This window comes from Pseudomonas mandelii (assembly GCF_002251635.1).
Taxonomy (GTDB): Bacteria; Pseudomonadota; Gammaproteobacteria; order Pseudomonadales; family Pseudomonadaceae; genus Aquipseudomonas; species Aquipseudomonas mandelii_B.
The window spans coordinates 1-18774 of sequence record NZ_NMOJ01000157.1 but is presented as its reverse complement, the minus strand read 5'-3'; the positions used below and the strand labels follow the sequence as shown (position 1 = coordinate 18774).

Here is an 18774-nt window from a genome sequence, read left to right as displayed (position 1 = left end):
TTCAAAGTCAAAATTACTTATGACCACAGAACCGTCTAAAGCGCCGCCGCTTTACCCGAAGACCCACCTGCTCGCCGCAAGTGGTATCGCCGCCCTTCTCAGCCTGGCACTCCTGGTATTCCCTTCCAGTGACGTAGAAGCCAAACGAACATCCCTGAGTCTTGAGCTGGAAAGTCCTGCCGAACAACTGACACAAGATCAAGACGCTGCTGAAGCCGTCCAAGCCACAAATGAACCGACAGCTTCGCCTTTCGCGCAGATCGAAAACAGCGCCGAAGAACCACAGGAAACCGCCCAGGCCGAGCCTGCACCTGCCCCGGCCGTCGAAGAAAAGAAGGCGCCAGGCCACAGGGAAGTGATCGTTTCCAAAGGCGACACGCTGTCCACGCTGTTTGAGAAAGTCGGCCTACCTGCCACTTCGGTGCATGAAGTACTGGCCAGCGACAAACAGGCCAAGCAATTCAGCCAACTCAAACACGGCCAGAAACTCGAATTCGAACTGACCCCAGACGGCCAGCTGACCAACTTGCACAGCAAGGTCAGCGACCTCGAAAGCATCACCCTGACCAAAAATGACAAGGGTTATACGTTCAACCGCATTACCGCCAAACCTACCGTGCGTTCTGCCTATGCTCATGGCGTGATCAACAGCTCGCTGTCGCAGTCTGCCGCGCGTGCCGGCNTGTCACACAGCATGACCATGGACATGGCCAGCGTGTTTGGCTACGACATCGATTTCGCCCAGGACATTCGCCAGGGTGACGAATTCGACGTGATATACGAACAAAAAGTCGCCAACGGCAAGGTGGTCGGCACCGGCGCCATTCTTTCCGCGCGCTTCACCAACCGCGGCAAGACCTACACCGCTGTGCGCTACACCAACAAACAAGGCAATAGCAGCTACTACACGGCTGACGGCAATAGCATGCGCAAAGCCTTCATCCGCACGCCAGTGGACTTTGCTCGCATCAGCTCGCGCTTCTCCATGGGTCGCAAGCATCCAATCCTGAACAAAATTCGCGCCCACAAAGGCGTCGACTATGCCGCTCCACGCGGCACGCCAATCAAAGCGGCCGGGGACGGCAAGGTCCTGCTGGCCGGACGTCGCGGTGGCTACGGCAATACCGTAATCATCCAGCACGGCAACACCTACCGCACGCTGTACGGCCATATGCAAGGGTTCGCCAAAGGCGTCTCCACGGGCAGTAACGTGAAGCAAGGCCAGGTGATCGGCTACATCGGCACCACGGGCCTGTCCACCGGCCCGCATTTGCACTATGAGTTCCAGGTGAATGGCGTCCACGTCGATCCATTGGGTCAGAAGGTTGCGATGGCCGACCCGATCTCCAAAGGGGAACGCGCACGCTTCCTCGCGCAGAGTCAGCCGTTGATGGCGCGCATGGACCAAGAGAAAGCCACCATGCTGGCTTCGAAGCGCTAAATCATGCCGCTCTATATAGGTGTGATGTCCGGGACCAGCCTTGATGGCCTGGATATCGCCCTGATCGAACAAAACCCGGCGATCAACTTGATCGCCACGCACTACATCCCTATGCCAGACACCCTGCGCGCAGAGCTGCTAAGCCTGTGCGCCAGCGGCCCGGACGAGATTGCCCGCTCCGCCATCGCCCAGCAGAACTGGGTGAAACTGGCGGCTCAGGGCATTAACACTCTCCTCCACCAACACAACCTGAAACCCGAAGACATTCGCGCGATTGGCAGCCACGGCCAGACTATTCGCCACGAACCTGCACGGGGCTTTACCGTACAGATCGGCAACCCGGCCCTGCTGACCGAGCTAACTGGCATTACTGTCGTCAGTGATTTNCGCAGCCGTGACGTAGCCGCTGGCGGGCAAGGCGCACCATTAGTGCCGGCCTTTCACGAAGCGTTGTTTGATGAACGTGCCGGCAATCGTGCAGTGTTGAATGTTGGCGGATTCAGCAACCTCAGCCTGATCGAGCCCGGCAAACCTGTCGCCGGTTTCGACTGCGGTCCAGGCAACGTCCTGCTGGATGCCTGGATTCATCAGCAACGCGGCGACAACTTTGATCGCGACGGCCAATGGGCCGCCAGCGGCAAGGTTGAACCGGTTCTGCTGAATGAGTTGCTGAGCGATCCATTCTTCGTGACCAAAGGCCCGAAAAGCACCGGGCGAGAAGTGTTCAACCTGCCATGGCTGACACACCACCTCTCGAAATTGCCGAATTTCGCCGCTGAAGACGTGCAAGCCACTCTGCTTGAGCTCACCGCACTGACCATCGTCGAATCACTGCAGCATGCCCAATCAGACACTCAGGAGCTGCTGGTCTGCGGTGGTGGCGCGCACAACGCCACGCTGATGAACCGTTTGGCCGCCCTGCTGCCGAACGCGTCGGTCAGCAGCACCGCGACTTACGGCGTGGACCCCGACTGGGTTGAAGCCATGGCCTTCGCCTGGCTGGCCCATTGCTGCCTGGAAGGCATCGCCGCCAACCGCCCCAGCGTCACCGGCGCACNCGGNCTGCGCGTACTCGGCGCCATCTACCCAGCATAAAGGCCGCACAGCAAAACGCCGCAAAGCCCTGAAGCCCTGCGGCGTTTGATACTGCGGTGAAGCGCGATCAGATCGAGAACGAAGAGCCGCAACCACACGTGGTGCTGGCGTTCGGATTCTTGATCACGAAACGCGAACCTTCCAGACCTTCCTGATAATCCACCTCGGCACCGGCCAGGTATTGGAAGCTCATCGGGTCCACGACCAGGCTGACGCCCTCGCGCTCAACGATGGTGTCGTCATCGGCTACATCTTCATCGAAGGTAAAACCGTACTGAAACCCTGAACAACCGCCGCCCGTAACGAATACGCGCAGCTTCAAGCGATCATTACCCTCTTCATCGACCAGGCTCTTCACCTTGTGCGCAGCACCGTGGGTGAATTGCAAAGCCGTGGGGGTGAAGGATTCAACGCTCATGCTGATAATCTCCCGGCGTACCGCCGCCATATGCGTAATGACGCGCATTATCCGCTTCTCCTAGAAAATTGGTCAACTATTGTTACGGTATATCAATAAACCCGATTGCCGGTTCGAAACGCAAAAAGGCCCGTTCAACGGGCCTTTTTGCTGAGCGGGATAAAGCCTTACGGCAGCATGCCGGCGTGGGACAGGCCCAGGCGCTCATCCAGCCCGAACAGAATATTCAGGTTCTGCACTGCCTGACCCGACGCGCCCTTGACCAGGTTATCGATCACCGACAACACCACCACCAGNTCACCGTCCTGCGGACGATGCACGGCGATACGGCAAACGTTGGCACCACGCACGCTACGGGTTTCCGGATGGCTGCCGGCCGGCATTACGTCGACGAACGGTTCATTGGCATAGCGCTTTTCAAACAGCGCCTGCAGGTCTACCGAGCGATCAACAACGGTTGCGTACAGCGTGGAGTGAATGCCACGGATCATCGGCGTCAGGTGCGGAACGAAGGTCAGGCCCACATCCTTACCGGCAGCACGACGCAGCCCCTGGCGGATTTCAGGCAAGTGACGATGCCCTTTTACTGCATAGGCCTTCATGCTTTCCGACGTCTCGGCGTACAGAGAACCCACTGCAGCACCACGACCGGCGCCGCTGACACCCGACTTGCAGTCCGCGATCAGGCGCGAAGTATCCGCCAACCCCGCTTCCAGCAATGGCAGGAACCCCAACTGCGTCGCGGTTGGATAGCAACCTGGCACCGCAATCAGGCGCGCTTGCTTGATTTGCTCGCGATTGACTTCCGGCAGGCCATACACCGCCTCCTCCAACAACTCAGGGGCGCCATGCGGCTGGCCGTACCACTTGGCCCACTCATCGGCGTCCTGTAAACGGAAGTCAGCCGACAGGTCGATGACTTTGGTACCGGCAGCAAGCAGTTCGCCAGCCAGTGCATGGGCCACTCCGTGCGGGGTAGCAAAGAACACCACATCACACGCGCCAAGGGTCTTGATGTCCGGAACGCTGAACGCCAGGCCGTCGTAGTGGCCTCGCAGGTTCGGGTACATATCGGCAACGGCCAGCCCGGCCTCGGATCGGGAAGTGATGACCACCACCTCAGCTTGCGGATGCTGAGCCAACAGACGCAGCAACTCGACACCGGTGTAACCCGTGCCGCCGACGATACCGACCTTGACCATAAACCTGCCCTCAACGAACCCACTGGAAAGCCGTCGATAATAGGGGCCGTATCGTCCTGCGACAACCGCCAACGTGACGTAAGGGCGCATGAGCCACTACTATCTTCAGTTACCGTGAACCTGGGAATAACTAGAAATGCTCTATCTATGGGTCAAAGCCTTCCACATCGTCAGTATCGTCAACCCACTGGAAAGCCGTCGATAATAGGGGCCGCGCGGCCCTGCGACAACCGTCAAGGTGACGTGCGGACAGTCAAGCCTCTACTATTCGGGCTACCGTGAACCTGGGAATAACTAAAAATGCTTTATCTGTGGCTCAAAGCGCTTCATATCGTCAGCATGGTCTGCTGGTTTGCCGGCCTGTTTTACCTGCCGCGCCTGTTCGTTTATCACGCGCAAAGCGAAGACACCGTCAGCAAGGAACGCTTCAGCNTCATGGAGCGCAAGCTCTACCGCGGCATCATGGGCCCGGCGATGATTGCCAGCCTGATATTCGGCATTGCACTGATCTGGCTGAACCCGAGCATCTTCAGTCAAGGCGCGTGGATTCACGCCAAGCTGACCCTGGTGGTGATCCTGATCGGCTACCACCACATGTGCGGCGCGCAGGTNAAACGCTTCGCCCGTGGCGAAAACACCCGCAGCCATGTCTTTTATCGCTGGTTCAACGAAGTGCCCGTTCTGATATTGCTGGCTATCGTAATTTTGGTCGTGGTCAAACCGTTCTAATNNNNACAACTNNNCGGGGTACCTCCAATGTCACTGCCTGCTTTGCTCGAACAACGTCTGCGCCTGCCCGTGGTGGCGGCGCCGATGTTTCTGATTTCCAACCCGCAACTGGTCCTGGCGTGCTGTCGCAATGGGGTGGTCGGGAGTTTCCCGGCGCTCAACCAGCGCGAGAGCAGCGGCTTCAAGGCCTGGCTGGAAGAAATCGAAGCAGGGTTGGCGACACTGGAGAATCCGGCGCCTTACGCGGTCAACCTGATCGTTCACAACACCAACCCACGGCTGCAAGCAGACCTTGCGATCTGCATCGAGCATAAAGTTCCGATCGTGATCACCAGTCTCGGTGCAGTGAAAGAAGTCGTCGATGCCGTCCACAGCTACGGCGGCCTGGTGTTTCACGACGTGACCACTCGGCGCCATGCCGAGAAAGCCGCAGAAGCCGGTGTTGATGGCCTGATTGCCGTGGCCGCAGGCGCCGGTGGCCATGCCGGCACGTGGAGCCCATTTTCTCTGATTGCCGAGATTCGCCAATTCTTCGATAAAACCCTGCTGCTGGCCGGCTGCCTCAACCATGGGCACGAGATCCTCGCCGCCCAAGTGCTGGGCGCAGACCTCGCCTATTTCGGCACGCGCTTTATCGGCACCACTGAAAGCCACGCCCCGGATGCCTACAAAGAGATGCTGCTGACGTCCAGAGCCGCGGACATCGTCCATACGCCGGCAGTGTCAGGCGTACCGGCGAGTTTCATGCGTCAAAGCCTGGAGGCTGCCGGTTTCGACATGGCAGCACTGCAAGGCAAGGGCGAGGTCAACTTCGGCTCCAAACTCAAGCCGATCAGCGATGAAGCCAAAGCCTGGAAAACCGTGTGGTCTGCGGGCCAGGGTGTCGGGGAAATCGATGATTTGCCGAGCGTCGATCAATTGGTCGCACGACTTGACGCGGAATACCGCAAGGCTCTGGAACTGGCGGCCGAGCTGCCCAAACGCTGGCCACGATGAGATGAAAGTTTGGCCTGCCCGACCCGCCTGGCCTTACAATCCACGCTTGAAACACACCCTATTACAAATTCTCGCGACAAGGATGCCTCGCAATGAGCGACAACCGTTTCAAGATCGTGTTCGACGGCGCTCTGCTGCCAGGCGTTGACGCCACCACGGCCAAACAGAAGTTGGCCGAGCTATACAAAAGCGAAGTCGGTGCGGTCGAACGACTGTTCACTGGCAAGACGGTTACGCTCAAGAAAGACCTGTCGCACGCCGACGCACAAACCTACCTCCAGGCGCTGACGAAAACCGGCATCGATGCTCGCATCGAAAGCGAATCGTCCATTGAGCTGAACCTGGCCGAAGCCCACGAACACAGGCCTGTCGCCAGCCAACCGGTATTTGCCGACCCCGCATCCCCTTACGCACCACCCCGAGCCACCGTCGGCGAAAGCCTGCCCGCGTATGCTCCACTCAAGCCATTCAGCGTTGAAGGCCGCATCGGTCGTTTGCGCTATCTCGCCTGGACAATGGTCCTGACGCTGGTCACGCTGGCCGTCGGTTCGGTATTGGCCATTTTCGCCTTCGCCATCATCAGCGCCGATTCGACTGCAGGCCTGATTCTCGGTGGCCTGGTTGCGTTCTTCCTGTTCATTGCCATGGCGGTCGTGAGCATTCAGATCAGCGTTCAGCGCCTGCACGACATCGGCTGGTCCGGCTGGCTCTGGCTGCTGAACCTCGTACCCTTCGTAGGCAGCTTCTTCCCGTTGGTGATCATGATCGCCCCGGGCACCAACATCGCCAATCGCTACGGCGCACCGCCTCCCCCCAACACCACGGCGGTCAAAGTGCTGTCTTCGCTGTGGGTCGTATTAATCGCCATCGTCTTGGTTGGCGCGCTGGCCGGAGGCCTCACGGCGATCCAGCAAGAGTATGAAACTGCTGCCGAAACCAGCTACGACAGCAGCTCGGTGATCACTGAAGAAGTCGAAGTCGAGCCGGCCGCAGAGGCTGAGCAGGCACCCGATTCTGCAGACGATGAAGCCGAAGAAGCCCCGGCCCCTGTAGACTCTGCGAAAGAATGAACAGCGCTCCCCGCCCGTGACACCCGCGTCGCCGGCGCGGAGCTGTTGCGATGGAGAACTGCATGACCCGTTACGCTCTGATCACNGGNGCCTCCAGCGGCATCGGCCTGGCTTTGGCCGAAGCACTGGCCCGTCGCGGCCGCAGCTTGATTCTGGTGGCCCGCCAGCGTGATCAGTTGGAAAGCATTGCAATTGAATTGACTCAACGCTTCGGCGTCGAGGTGCTGTTTCGTGCCTGCGACCTGGGCGAGCCGCTGCGCTTGTCCGGGTTTCTGCTGGAACTTGAAGAAGGTGAGCGCCAGATAGACCTGCTGGTCAATTGCGCCGGCATGGGCACCAGCGGGCCATTCCTGGCCCAGGACTGGATGACTGAACAAGACCTGATCGAAGTCAACATCCTGGCACTCACCCGCTTGTGCCATGCCATCGGCAACAGCATGGCCTTGCAGGGGGGCGGGCAGATTCTGAATGTCGCCTCAACGGCCGCTTTCCAACCCGGCCCATGGATGAGCACGTACTACGCCAGCAAAGCCTATGTGCTGCATTTTTCCGAAGGGTTGCGCGTCGAACTGAAGAAATGTGCGGTCAAGGTCTCGGTGCTGTGCCCCGGTCCGACCCGTACCGGGTTCTTCCGTACCGCTCAACTGAATACCGGCAAACTGGCCGACAGCAACATGCTCATGAGTCCCGAAGAGGTTGCGCTGTATACCGTGCGCGCCTTGGAGAAAAATCGCGCAATCATTATTCCGGGTCGAGGCAATCGCTGGCGCGCCTTCCTGCCACGACTTGGCTCTCGCTGGCTGAACCGGACAATCGCTGGCATGGTCAACAAGGCCTACTGCCCCCGTTGACCATGCCCCAAGGTAAAAGGCTGGGCTCGGGGATAACCCATGAGTACACTCAGGCCAGTCCAAACAACGGAGAAAACAGCTGTGGATACTCTGTTCACCAAGATCATCAACCGGGAAATCCCGGCGAAGATCATCTACGAGGACGACCAGGTACTGGCCTTCCACGACATCGCCCCACAGGCACCGGTGCACTTTCTGGTCATTCCGAAAAAAGCAGTGCGCACCCTCAACGACCTCACCGAGGACGACAAGGCGTTGGCCGGGCATATTCTGTTCACCGCCCAGCGCCTGGCCCTGGAGCTGGGCTGCGAAGAAGGTTTCCGTGTGGTCATGAACTGCAATGAACTGGGCGGACAGACTGTCTACCACATTCATATGCATGTGCTGGGTCAGCGCCAGATGCACTGGCCGCCGGGCTGATTACAAAAGCTTCCAGGGAGTGGCCAGCCACTCCCGCATGACCCAGCGCAAACCTTCCCCGGCCGATTGGGTTAAACTGGCCGCCGAGATTCCTCCCGGAGGTCAGCATGACTACCCAACGTCACTACTCGCCGATTGACCGTCTGTTGCTGCAAGCCGATGCCGCGATGCGGACGTTGCTGCCTTTCAGTGGCCAGCCATACCGTCCGTCGCCCGCCATTGTGCAGCCGGATGCGCAAATGAGTGACGAAGATACCCGCCACGTTGCTGGCTTGATGCGCATCAACCATACCGGAGAAGTCTGTGCCCAGGCGTTGTACCAAGGCCAGGCGCTGACCGCCAAGCTGCCGCAAGTACGGGCAGCGATGGAACATGCGGCCGAAGAAGAGATCGACCACCTGGCCTGGTGCGAGCAACGCATCCAGCAACTGGGCAGCCACACCAGCATTCTCAACCCGCTGTTCTACGGCATGTCGTTCGGGATTGGCGCAGTGGCCGGATTGATCAGCGACAAGGTCAGCTTGGGTTTTGTCGCCGCCACCGAGCATCAGGTGTGCAAACATTTGAACGAGCACCTTGAGCAATTGCCGGCGGAGGACGAGAAGTCCCGGGCGATTCTTGAGCAGATGCGGATTGATGAAGAGCATCATGCCGAAAGTGCGCTGGATGCCGGTGGATTCCGTTTTCCGGCGCCGGTGAAGTTCGGAATGAGTTTGTTGGCCAAGGTAATGACCAAGAGTACTTATCGGATCTGACGGATACGCTGCCGGAAAGGACGCCATCGCGAGCAAGGGCGCGTTGTTCCAGCCATAAAAATGGCGACTGCCGTGAGGTAGTCGCCTTTTTTGTGTTCGAAAATCTTAGTTCGGCACGTTGCGCGCGTAGAAGATTTCCAGCATTTCGTGTTTCACACGGTCAGTCACCTGAGCACGCTGCTCGGAGGACAGGTTGCTGGTGGCATCGCCGAACAGGTAGTCATCCAGTTCGAAGTTCTTCAGCAGCATTTTGGTGTGGAACAGGTTTTCCTGGTACACGTTCACGTCGGTCATCTGGTACGCGCCGCGGGTGTCTTCGGACAGGTAGTTCTGGATCGAGTTGATCTCGTGATCGATGAAGTGCTTTTTGCCTTCCACGTCACGGGTGAAGCCGCGCACGCGATAATCCACGGTCACGATGTCCGAATCGAACTGGTGAATCAGGAAGTTGAGCGCTTTAAGCGGTGAAATGACGCCACAGGTCGACACGTCAATGTCCACACGGAATGTCGCAATGCCATCGTCCGGGTGGATCTCCGGGTAGGTGTGCACCGTGATGTGGCTCTTGTCGAGGTGGGCCAGGATAATCTCGGGCAACGGGCCCGGCGATTCTTCGATCTGGCTGTCGGTCGGGGTTACCGGCTCTTCAGAGATCAGAATCGTGACGCTGGCGCCCTGGGGTTCATAGTCCTGACTGGCGATGTTCAGGATGTTGGCACCAATGATATCGACAACTTCCGTGAGGATCTGCGTCAGGCGTTTCGCGTTGTACTCTTTATTGATGTACTCAACGTAAGCCTGTTGGTCTTGCGGGGTTTCCGCGTAGCAGATGTCATAGATGTTGAAGCTCAAGGTCTTTGTCAGGTTATTGAACCCGTGGAGCTTGAGTTTGCTTTTCACCGTTAAAAACTCTCTATGTATTGCGGCCCGGGCCGCGTGATCAAGCATGCCCGTCAGATGCGAACAACGCAGCTGCGTAGGACGGTTAACACCTCTTCGCGATGGCGATTTTGGTTGTCTGTTCGGGTTCGCAGCCTGTCGATGACGAGGCCACTACCCTGAAAAAAGTGGCGCATTATGCAGACGTCAGCTTGGGATCGCCAGAGTCTGCACTGCTTTTATGATAGTTGAATGTCGATTCAACCGAGTTCGATGATCTCGTAGTCGTGGGTAATGGCCACTCCGGCCGCGCCGAGCATGATCGACGCCGAGCAATACTTCTCAGCTGACAGCTCAATGGCACGCTTGACCTGGGCTTCCTTCAGCGCCCGACCCTTCACCACGAAATGCATGTGGATCTTGGTGAACACCTTGGGATCCTCGGTCGCACGCTCGGCCTCGAGGAAAGCTTCACAGCTTTCGACGGCCTGACGGGACTTCTTGAGGATGCTGACCACATCGAAGTTGCTGCAACCGCCTACCCCCAGCAGGAGCATTTCCATCGGGCGTACGCCCAGGTTACGGCCACCGGCGTCCGGCGGGCCATCCATGACCACTACATGGCCACTGCCCGACTCACCGAGGAACATGGCCTCGCCCGCCCATTGGATGCGTGCCTTCATCGCCCAGACTCCACTGCTAAAAAAGGGTCGCCAGCTTAGCACAGGGCCCAGGACTGACAGTGCCTTGCGTTTGTAGGGCATAACCTTCCGAACTGTAGGTAATTTCTCGAATATTGCAGGAAGTGTCTGTTAAGCTGGCGCCAATTCGCTGGCGCATGGCCAGCCTTTGCCCAGCCGTCGTCTGCGACTCATAAAAAACCAAACACACCGTGAAGTCTTTTCGGGATACAACCATGGTTGCTATTGCCCCAACCCCCAAAATCAAGAACCTCGACAANCTGTTGATGCATTGCCAGCGCCGGCGTTATCCGGCCAAGCACAACATCATCTGCGCGGGCGAACGTTCGGAAACACTGTTCTTCATTATCAAGGGCTCGGTCACCATCCTGATCGAGGATGAAGAGGGCCGCGAAATGATCATCGCCTACCTCAATACCGGCGATTTCTTTGGGGAACTGGGGTTGTTTGAACAAGCCGGGCAAGAGCAGGAACGCAGCGCCTGGGTGCGNGCGAAGATCGAGTGTGAAGTAGCGGAAATCAGCTACGCGAAATTCCGCGAGCTGTCCCAGCAGGATCCAGACATTCTTTACGTGCTCAGCGGACAAATCGCACAGCGCCTACGCAATACCACGCGCAAGGTCGGCGACCTGGCCTTCTTCGACGTCACGGGCCGCGTCGCCCGTTGCCTGTTGGAACTGTGTAAACAACCGGACGCCATGACCCATCCTGACGGCATGCAGATCAAAGTCACGCGCCAGGAAATCGGGCGGATTGTCGGTTGTTCACGGGAGATGGTCGGTCGCGTGCTCAAGGATCTGGAAGAACGCAACCTGGTGGACGTCAAAGGCAAGACCATGGTGGTCTTCGGTACGCGCTAAGCCTTGAACATGTCTGCCAGCAACTGGCGATAAAGCGCATCAAGCCGCCTGAGCGCATCGGGCACGGCAAATTTCTCATGCAGGGCAATGTGGCTTTCGGCGCGCACCCGCTGCTCAAGACCGCACGCTTCATTGAAGCGATTGACNGCGGCAACCATCGACTCACGTTCGTTATCCAGCAACAACGCACCGTGCACCAACCCGACCGGACGCGTGCCGCCCTTGCTCTGGCGCCAGCGCTGGGCAGTGCCCACCATCTTGCGGCCGTCAAGATTGACGTTGAAACGGCCATCGCAGAACGCGCCATCAACTTCGCCCAAGGACGAAACGCCGCCCAGCTCATCCAGTAACTGACAGATCGGGTCGCAGAGTCGGCGGTAAGCGGTTTCGATCCGGTTTTGATCGCCTTCGCTACGCGGGGGAGCGTAGACAAGGGCAATGTTGATCGTGGAGGCCGATTGCGGCACTGGCTCGCCGCCGGTTTCACGCAACAGCACCGGCCAGCCGGCGGCGGCTGAGACTTCGCAGGCAGCTTCGAAACCGGGTAGACGATTCAGGCGTCGCGGCATGACCAGTGCGCGGTCGTTGGGTTGCCAGAACAGCAGGCCGAACTCCGACTCGCCGGTACACACATGCGCCAACAAGTCCTGTTCGGCAAGCAGGCCGGCTTCGACGGTCAGAGAGATTGGTGGGGGCATGGATGACTCCGTAAGACATGAAGTCTTTGGCGTACTGGATGGCCTCTTCGCGGGCAAGCCCGCTCCCANNTTTGGCGTACTGGATGGCCTCTTCGCGGGCAAGCCCGCTCCCACAGGGGATCGGGTTGCCTGCAAAAAATGTTCAGTCGAGAGTAGAACCGCTGACCGGACCGCCGCGCTCAGGAAAGAACAGGCGCTGCAATTCGGTGCCCGGGCTTTCGGCGCGCATGAATGCCTCACCCACCAGGAACGAATACACACCGCTGATTTCCATCAGTTCCACATCGGCGCGGTTGACGATGCCACTTTCAGTAATCACGAGGCGATCACGCGGGATACGTGGCAACAGGTCGAGCGTGGTTTCCAGGCTGACGTCGAAGGTGTGCAGGTTGCGGTTGTTCACGCCGACCAGCGGCGTGTCGAGGGTTTTCAAGGCCCGCTCCAGCTCGTCGCCATCATGGACTTCCACCAGCACATCGAGGCCGACGCTTTTGGCCACGGCCGCCAGCTCGGCCATTTTCACGTCATCCAATGCGGAGACGATCAGCAATACGCAGTCGGCGCCCAAGGCGCGGGCTTCGACGATCTGGTAAGGGTCGACCATGAAGTCCTTGCGGATCACCGGCAGGTTGCACGCTGCCCGCGCCTGCTGCAGATACGCATCGGCGCCCTGGAAGTAATCGATATCGGTCAGTACCGACAAGCACGTCGCGCCGCCCTTCTCGTAGCTTTTGGCGATGTCGGCTGGAACGAAGTGCTCGCGGATCACGCCTTTGCTCGGCGACGCTTTCTTGATTTCGGCAATGACGGCCGGCTGTTTCAACTTGGCCTGAGCAATCAATGCCTTGGCAAAACCACGGGGTGCATCGGCCGCCTTGGCCAGACTTTCCAGCTCCGCCAGGCTCACACGGGCGCTACGCTCGGCAACTTCCTGGACTTTGCGGGCCAGAATGTTTTCCAGAACCGTCGGTACACTCATCCCTCATTCTCCACTTTGAATACCGCGGTAAATGCACCCAACTCCTCAAGTTTTTCCCGAGCGAGGCCTGTGTGCAGCGCATCGTGCGCCAGGGCAACGCCTTCTTTCAAACTGGTCGCCAGGTCGGCGGCNTACAGCGCCGCACCGGCATTGAGCACAATCATTTCTGCNGCTTTCTGNCCGCTCTCGGTCTTGCGCTTGCCCAAGGCATCGCGAATCAGCTCAAGGGACGCCGCCGGACTTTCCACTGCCAGGCCATGCAGGCTCTGGCTCTTCATGCCCAGGTCTTCTGGCTCGACCCAATATTCGGTGATCTGGTCATTCTTCAGTTCGGCCACATAGGTGGGCGCCGCCAGGCTGAACTCGTCCAGGCCATCCTTCGAGTGCACCACCAGCACATGCTTGCTGCCCAGGCGCTGCAGGACTTCAGCCAATGGCCGACACAGTGCCTGGCTGAACACGCCTACCACCTGATGTTTCACACCGGCCGGATTCGTAAGCGGGCCGAGCATGTTGAACAGGGTGCGCAGGCCGAGGTCCTTGCGCGGGCCGGCGGCGTGTTTCATCGCGCCGTGATGGGACTGGGCAAACATGAAGCCAATGCCGACGCTGTCGATGCAGCGCGCCACTTGCACTGGCGTCAGGTTCAGGTAGATCCCGGCGGCTTCCAACAGGTCGGCACTGCCGCTCTTGCCGGAGACCGCACGGTTACCGTGCTTGGCCACGGTGCAGCCAGCCGCTGCGACCACAAAGGACGCCGCCGTGGATACGTTGAAAATATTCGCACCGTCACCGCCGGTGCCGACCACATCGACCACACCGTCGAGGGTCTTGAGTTCGACCTTGTCCGCCAGCTCACGCATGACCGATACGGCGCCGACGATTTCGTCGATGCTTTCGCTCTTCATGCGCATCGCCATCATGAACGCGCCAATCTGCGCATCGGTGCATTGGCCGGTCATGATCTCGCGCATCACATCGCTCATTTCAGCGGTGCTCAGGTCCAGGTGGCCGACGATACGGCTCAGGGCAGTCTTGATATCCATGGAAAGTCCTTAGCGCGTGCCGCCGCTTTGCTTGAGAAAGTTGGCGAACAGCTCGTAGCCCTGCTCGGTCAGGATTGACTCGGGGTGAAACTGCACCCCTTCGATATTCAGTGTCTTGTGGCGCAGGCCCATGATCTCGTCGACCGAGCCGTCTTCGAGCTGGGTCCAGGCGGTCAGTTCCAGGCAATCGGGCAGGGTTTCGCGCTTGACGATCAGCGAGTGATAGCGCGTCACCGTCAGCGGACGATTCAGGCCTTCGAATACGCCCTTGTCCTCGTGGAATACCGGGCTAGTCTTACCGTGCATCACTTGCCGGGCGCGGACCACATCACCGCCAAAGGCCTGGCCGATGGATTGGTGGCCCAGGCAGACGCCGAGAATCGGCAGTTTGCCGGCGAAATGCTTGATCACGTCAAGCGAGATGCCGGCTTCGGTCGGGGTGCAAGGACCGGGGGACACGACGATGCGCTCAGGGTTGAGGGCTTCGATGTCGGCAATGGTGAGTTCATCGTTGCGCACGACTTTGACCTCGGCACCGAGTTCGCCCAGGTACTGCACAACGTTGTAGGTAAAGGAATCGTAGTTATCGATCATCAGCAACATGGCGTTTGGAACCTCTTGAATTCACTGACTTTAATTACAGCCTTCGAATGATTACCCGCAGCGTCCTGCGCTTTGTCAGTCGCCGGGTGCGCCAGCAAAGCGGTATGTCATACGGGTGAAGAAGGCAAAGCGGTACAGGTCCGGCGGGGCCGGCAGAAAAATTCAGGCGCGCCAACGCCAACGGGCGTGTGCCTTGACTACTCGATCCAGAAGTTTGCTGATGATCAACACGGGGAAGGTCTCATTCATACGTCTCGGCACAGTAACTTAGCTGGGCAGAGCGTGCAATATGGCCGGGGCCACTGGCTGCGAAACAATCAAAGGGTTCGCGACCGATGGCAAAAGGCCGGAAGTTTTTGGTACTGTCGTTTCGTTCACTACAACAATAAATAAACGGACTTGCTCATGATCAAACAGACGTTGTTTGTACCGCTCGCAGGATGCTTGCTCGCCGCGGCCTGCGCCCAGGCGATCGCCGCGCCTAACCCTTACTCCAATTTCGTCGTCTTCGGCGACAGTCTCAACGATGCCGGGACCTTTGCCGACACAGGCGGGCCAGCTGGCTCGACTGAGCGCTTTACGAACCGGACGGGGCCGGTTTACCTGGATGGCAGCGGTGAAGTCCGCTCGCTCAACTCCACGCAGATCCTGGGGGGGAAACTGGGGTTTACGGCGGATCAGACAGCCTCATCTTCCTCGGCGGTACGCGCCAACAATGGCCAGCCCGATGGTAATAACTGGGCCGTCGGGGGTTATCGCACCGACCAGATTCTCGATTCGATCACCAGCACCTCCGCCACGGGCGATCGCACCCGGGCAGGCTACCTGCCGTCGAACAATTTCCGCGCCGACCCGAATGCGCTGTATTACCTGTCGGGCGGTGGCAACGATTTCCTGCAAGGTCGCGTCACCAGCCTGCCCCAGGCCAGCGCCGCCGCCGATCGCCTGGTCAGCAGCGTGCAAACCCTGCAACAGGCCGGTGCCCGCTACATCATGGTCTGGTTGCTGCCGGACATCGGCTTTACCCCAGCCTTCAACGGCACCCCGTTGCAAGCGTTCACGTCCCAGCTCAGTTCCCAGTTCAACACCGAACTGGTGAGCCAACTGCAAAACGTCAATGCCAACGTCATCCCGCTCAACATTCCGGTGCTGCTCAAAGAGACGTTTGCCAACCCGGGGCAGTTCGGCCTGGCCACCGACCAGAACCTGAGCGCCACCTGCTTCAGCGGCGACAGTTGCACCGAGAATGCTCGATACGGGATCAACAGTGCCACCCCGGACCCGACCAAGCTGATCTACAACGACTCGGTGCACCCGACCGAAGCCGGGCAACGTCTGATTGCTGATTACGCTTACTCGCTGCTGGCCGCGCCCTGGGAAGCGACCCTGTTGCCACAAATGGCCCAAGGTACTTTACGTTCCCATCAGGATGAGTTGCGCAACCAATGGCTGGCCGATTGGGAAAACTGGCAAGGCGTGGGTCAATGGCGGGCGATTGTCGCCGGTGGCGGCCAGCATCAGGACTTCGACAGCCAGCGCAGTGGCGCCAGTGCTGACGGCAATGGCGCCAACCTGAACATCGGCGGCAGCTACCGGCTAAACTACGCATGGCGCGTAGGTTTGGCGGCGGGCTTCTACAACCAGAAGCTCGAAGCCGGCGATCACGACTCGGACTACAAGCTGAACACATACATGGGTACGGCGTTCGCCCAGTACCAGCAAAACCGCTGGTGGGGTGACGCGGCCGTGACCGCCGGGCATCTGGATTACGACAGCCTCAAACGTAAATTCCAGTTGGGGGTCAATGAACGCGGGGAGAAAGGCGATACCGACGGCTACCTGGTGGCTTTCAGCGGTCGCGTGGGGTACGACATCGCGCCGCTGGCGAGCAGCCCGTGGCATCTGTCGCCATTCGTGAGCGCTGATTTCGCCAAAGTTGAAGTCGACGGTTACTCGGAAAACGGCGCCGACTCCACCGCGCTGACATTCGACGATCAGTCGCGCATTTCCCGGCGTCTTGGCATTGGCTTCCAGGGCAAGTACCAGATCACCTCGCAGACCCAGGTGTTCGGCGAACTGGCTCACGAGCGTGAGTACAACGACGATACCCAGGATGTGACCATGAACCTCAACAGCCTGCCAAACAACCACTACACCCTGGCCGGCTACACCCCGCAGACCAACCTGAACCGCCTGAACCTGGGCGTGAGCCACAACCTCACCAAGGACCTGGCTTTGCGGGCAAGTTATGACATTCGCAAGGATGATGACTTTACTCAGCAAGGCATTAACCTAGGCGTTGCGCTGGACTTCTAAACATCAGGCAAAAAAACGCGGCGCCCTCACAGGCGCCGCGTTTTTTATGCTGGTGATATCCCTGTGGGAGCGAGCTTGCTCGCGATGGGGGCATCACATCAACATAGATGGNGGCATCACATCAACATAGATGTTGCCTGACCCACCGCTATCGCGAGCAAGCTCGCTCCCACAGGTTTTTGTGTGAACTCAGGCGTCCGGGGTTTGCTCGGCCAGGGCCACGGCGCGGAACATCGCGCGGCGCTTGTTCAGGGTTTCTTCCCATTCCAGCGCCGGGACCGAGTCGGCGACGATGCCGCCACCNGCCTGCACATGCAGCTCGCCGTCCTTGATCACGGCGGTGCGGATCGCAATCGCGGTGTCCATGTTGCCGTTCCAGGCGAAATACCCCACGGCGCCGCCGTAGACACCACGCTTGACCGGCTCCAGTTCGTCGATGATTTCCATCGCGCGAATCTTTGGCGCACCCGACAACGTGCCCGCCGGCAGAATCGCGCGCAACGCGTCCATCGCGGTCAACCCGGCTTTCAGCTCGCCGGTGACGTTGGACACAATGTGCATCACGTTGGAATAACGCTCGATCACCATCTTCTCGGTCAACTTCACCGAACCGATTTCCGAGACGCGCCCAGTATCGTTACGGCCCAGGTCGATCAGCATCAAGTGCTCGGCAATTTCCTTGTCGTCACTGAGCAAGTCTTCTTCCAGCGCCAGATCAGCCTCTTCGGTCGCGCCACGCGGGCGAGTGCCGGCGATCGGGCGCACGGTGATCAGGTTGTCTTCCACGCGCACCAGCACTTCCGGCGAACTGCCCACCACGTGGAAGTCGCCGAAGTTGAAGAAATACATGTACGGCGTCGGGTTGAAGCAACGCAGCGCGCGATACAGGTCAATCGGCGCAGCCTTGAAGTCGATGGACATGCGCTGCGACGGCACCACCTGCATGCAGTCACCGGCCAGGATGTATTCCTTGATCGTGTCGACGGCTTTTTCGTAATCGTCCTGGGTGAAACTCGAACGGAACACCGGATCAGCCGACTGTTGCTTGCTGAAATCCAGGCCGCGGCGCGGGGTGATCGGCTGACGGAGTTTTTCCAGCAGCTCTTCCAGTCGCGCCTGACCTTGCTCGAAGGCATCGGCCTGGGAAGGGTCGGCGAGGACAATCGCGTGCATCTTGCCGGCGAGGTTGTCGAACACCACCACCGCGTCGGAGACCATCAGCAGAATGTCCGGCACGCCCAGCGGGTCTGGATTCGGGCATTTGCCCAGGCGTTTTTCCACATAACGCACGCAGTCGTAGCCGAAATACCCCACCAGGCCGCCGTTAAAGCGCGGCAGGCCGGCAATGGTCGGCACGTTGTAGCGCGCCTTGAACGCTTCGACGAAGGCCAGCGGGTCTTCAACGTCGTGGCTTTCGATCTCGACGCCGTCCTGCGTGATGCTCACATGGTGATCATGCACGCGCAGCACGGTGCGGCATGGCAGGCCGATGATCGAGTAACGGCCCCATTTCTCGCCGCCCTGCACCGATTCCAGCAGGTAGGAATTGGGCTCGTCGGCCAGTTTCAGGTAGATCGACAGCGGCGTATCGAAGTCGGCCAGGGTTTCGCAGGCCAAGGGTATACGGTTATAGCCGGCAGCGGCCAAACGCAGGAATTCTTCGCGGTTCATGAGGTGCCTCGTGGCTTGAGGGTCAAACGGTCAGGTGTGCAAAC

Annotated in this window: 19 protein-coding genes; 10 read left to right on the top strand and 9 right to left on the bottom strand. The window is 59.1% G+C overall.

What is annotated here, in order from left to right; translation table 11 throughout:
* Nucleotides 1-19 precede the first annotated feature (19 nt).
* Together B7L09_RS20380 and B7L09_RS20375 are read left to right on the top strand one after the other, a co-directional pair.
* Nucleotides 20-1441, top strand: coding sequence for a peptidoglycan DD-metalloendopeptidase family protein (locus B7L09_RS20380; protein ID WP_094470380.1), 1422 nt, complete (start codon nucleotides 20-22; stop codon nucleotides 1439-1441).
* A 3-nt stretch (nucleotides 1442-1444) separates the two neighbouring features.
* Nucleotides 1445-2536 carry an anhydro-N-acetylmuramic acid kinase gene (locus tag B7L09_RS20375; RefSeq protein ID WP_094470379.1) on the top strand — a complete coding sequence of 364 codons (1092 nt, stop codon included), beginning with the start codon at nucleotides 1445-1447 and terminating at the stop codon, nucleotides 2534-2536.
* A gap of 67 nt (nucleotides 2537-2603) precedes the next feature.
* Here the strand turns inward: B7L09_RS20375 and erpA are convergent, their stop codons facing one another.
* Together erpA and argC are read right to left on the bottom strand one after the other, a co-directional pair.
* Nucleotides 2604-2954 carry an iron-sulfur cluster insertion protein ErpA gene (erpA, locus tag B7L09_RS20370; protein WP_020292766.1) on the bottom strand — a complete coding sequence of 117 codons (351 nt, stop codon included), beginning with the start codon at nucleotides 2952-2954 and terminating at the stop codon, nucleotides 2604-2606.
* A gap of 167 nt (nucleotides 2955-3121) precedes the next feature.
* Complete coding sequence (argC, locus tag B7L09_RS20365) at nucleotides 3122-4156, bottom strand: N-acetyl-gamma-glutamyl-phosphate reductase (protein ID WP_094470378.1); 1035 nt, start codon at nucleotides 4154-4156, stop codon at nucleotides 3122-3124.
* Nucleotides 4157-4456: 300 nt separating this feature from the next.
* Between argC and hemJ the strand changes: the two genes are divergently transcribed.
* From hemJ to coq7, 6 genes are all read left to right on the top strand, one after another.
* Nucleotides 4457-4885, top strand: coding sequence for a protoporphyrinogen oxidase HemJ (hemJ, locus tag B7L09_RS20360; RefSeq protein ID WP_094470377.1), 429 nt, complete (start codon nucleotides 4457-4459; stop codon nucleotides 4883-4885).
* A gap of 27 nt (nucleotides 4886-4912) precedes the next feature.
* A complete protein-coding gene (locus B7L09_RS20355) occupies nucleotides 4913-5881 on the top strand; it encodes an NAD(P)H-dependent flavin oxidoreductase (protein ID WP_094470376.1) in 969 nt (322 codons plus the stop codon).
* A 92-nt stretch (nucleotides 5882-5973) separates the two neighbouring features.
* A complete protein-coding gene (locus tag B7L09_RS20350) occupies nucleotides 5974-6951 on the top strand; it encodes a DUF805 domain-containing protein (RefSeq protein WP_094470375.1) in 978 nt (325 codons plus the stop codon).
* 62 nt (nucleotides 6952-7013) lie between these two features.
* A complete protein-coding gene (locus B7L09_RS20345) occupies nucleotides 7014-7802 on the top strand; it encodes an SDR family NAD(P)-dependent oxidoreductase (RefSeq protein WP_094470374.1) in 789 nt (262 codons plus the stop codon).
* 81 nt (nucleotides 7803-7883) lie between these two features.
* Nucleotides 7884-8222, top strand: coding sequence for a histidine triad nucleotide-binding protein (locus B7L09_RS20340; RefSeq protein WP_094470373.1), 339 nt, complete (start codon nucleotides 7884-7886; stop codon nucleotides 8220-8222).
* 107 nt (nucleotides 8223-8329) lie between these two features.
* Nucleotides 8330-8977, top strand: a complete 648-nt coding sequence (gene coq7, locus B7L09_RS20335; RefSeq protein ID WP_094470372.1) for a 2-polyprenyl-3-methyl-6-methoxy-1,4-benzoquinone monooxygenase — start codon at nucleotides 8330-8332, stop codon at nucleotides 8975-8977.
* 105 nt (nucleotides 8978-9082) lie between these two features.
* On the opposite strand, the gene speD is transcribed toward coq7, so the two are convergent.
* Entirely contained in the window at nucleotides 9083-9877 is a 795-nt protein-coding gene (gene speD / locus B7L09_RS20330; protein WP_094470371.1) for an adenosylmethionine decarboxylase, read from the bottom strand.
* A 239-nt stretch (nucleotides 9878-10116) separates the two neighbouring features.
* Nucleotides 10117-10539: an OsmC family protein gene (locus B7L09_RS20325; protein WP_017138086.1), complete on the bottom strand. Its 423-nt coding sequence runs from the start codon at nucleotides 10537-10539 to the stop codon at nucleotides 10117-10119.
* A 233-nt stretch (nucleotides 10540-10772) separates the two neighbouring features.
* Between B7L09_RS20325 and crp the strand changes: the two genes are divergently transcribed.
* The gene (gene crp, locus B7L09_RS20320) at nucleotides 10773-11417 is read left to right on the top strand and encodes a cAMP-activated global transcriptional regulator CRP (RefSeq protein WP_094470370.1); all 645 of its coding nucleotides are present in this window, start codon (nucleotides 10773-10775) and stop codon (nucleotides 11415-11417) included.
* Here crp and B7L09_RS20315 read toward each other — a convergent pair.
* From B7L09_RS20315 to B7L09_RS20300, 4 genes are all read right to left on the bottom strand, one after another.
* Entirely contained in the window at nucleotides 11414-12115 is a 702-nt protein-coding gene (locus B7L09_RS20315) for a lipoate--protein ligase family protein (RefSeq protein WP_094470369.1), read from the bottom strand. The two genes, crp and B7L09_RS20315, sit on opposite strands and share 4 nt — an antisense overlap.
* Before the next feature lie 142 nt (nucleotides 12116-12257).
* Nucleotides 12258-13094 (bottom strand): indole-3-glycerol phosphate synthase TrpC, encoded by an 837-nt coding sequence (trpC, locus tag B7L09_RS20310; protein WP_094470368.1) that lies wholly within the window; start codon nucleotides 13092-13094, stop codon nucleotides 12258-12260.
* Nucleotides 13091-14140, bottom strand: a complete 1050-nt coding sequence (gene trpD / locus B7L09_RS20305; protein WP_094470367.1) for an anthranilate phosphoribosyltransferase — start codon at nucleotides 14138-14140, stop codon at nucleotides 13091-13093. The genes trpC and trpD overlap by 4 nt, the downstream gene beginning before the upstream one ends.
* Before the next feature lie 9 nt (nucleotides 14141-14149).
* Nucleotides 14150-14743, bottom strand: a complete 594-nt coding sequence (locus tag B7L09_RS20300; RefSeq protein ID WP_094470366.1) for an aminodeoxychorismate/anthranilate synthase component II — start codon at nucleotides 14741-14743, stop codon at nucleotides 14150-14152.
* Nucleotides 14744-15148: 405 nt separating this feature from the next.
* On the opposite strand from B7L09_RS20300, the gene estP reads away from it, so the two are divergent.
* On the top strand, nucleotides 15149-17059 hold the full coding sequence (gene estP, locus B7L09_RS20295) for an esterase EstP (RefSeq protein ID WP_094470365.1): 1911 nt from the start codon (nucleotides 15149-15151) through the stop codon (nucleotides 17057-17059).
* Between the two features lie 189 nt (nucleotides 17060-17248).
* Here the strand turns inward: estP and trpE are convergent, their stop codons facing one another.
* A complete protein-coding gene (gene trpE, locus B7L09_RS20290; protein WP_094470364.1) occupies nucleotides 17249-18730 on the bottom strand; it encodes an anthranilate synthase component I in 1482 nt (493 codons plus the stop codon).
* Nucleotides 18731-18774 lie beyond the last annotated feature (44 nt).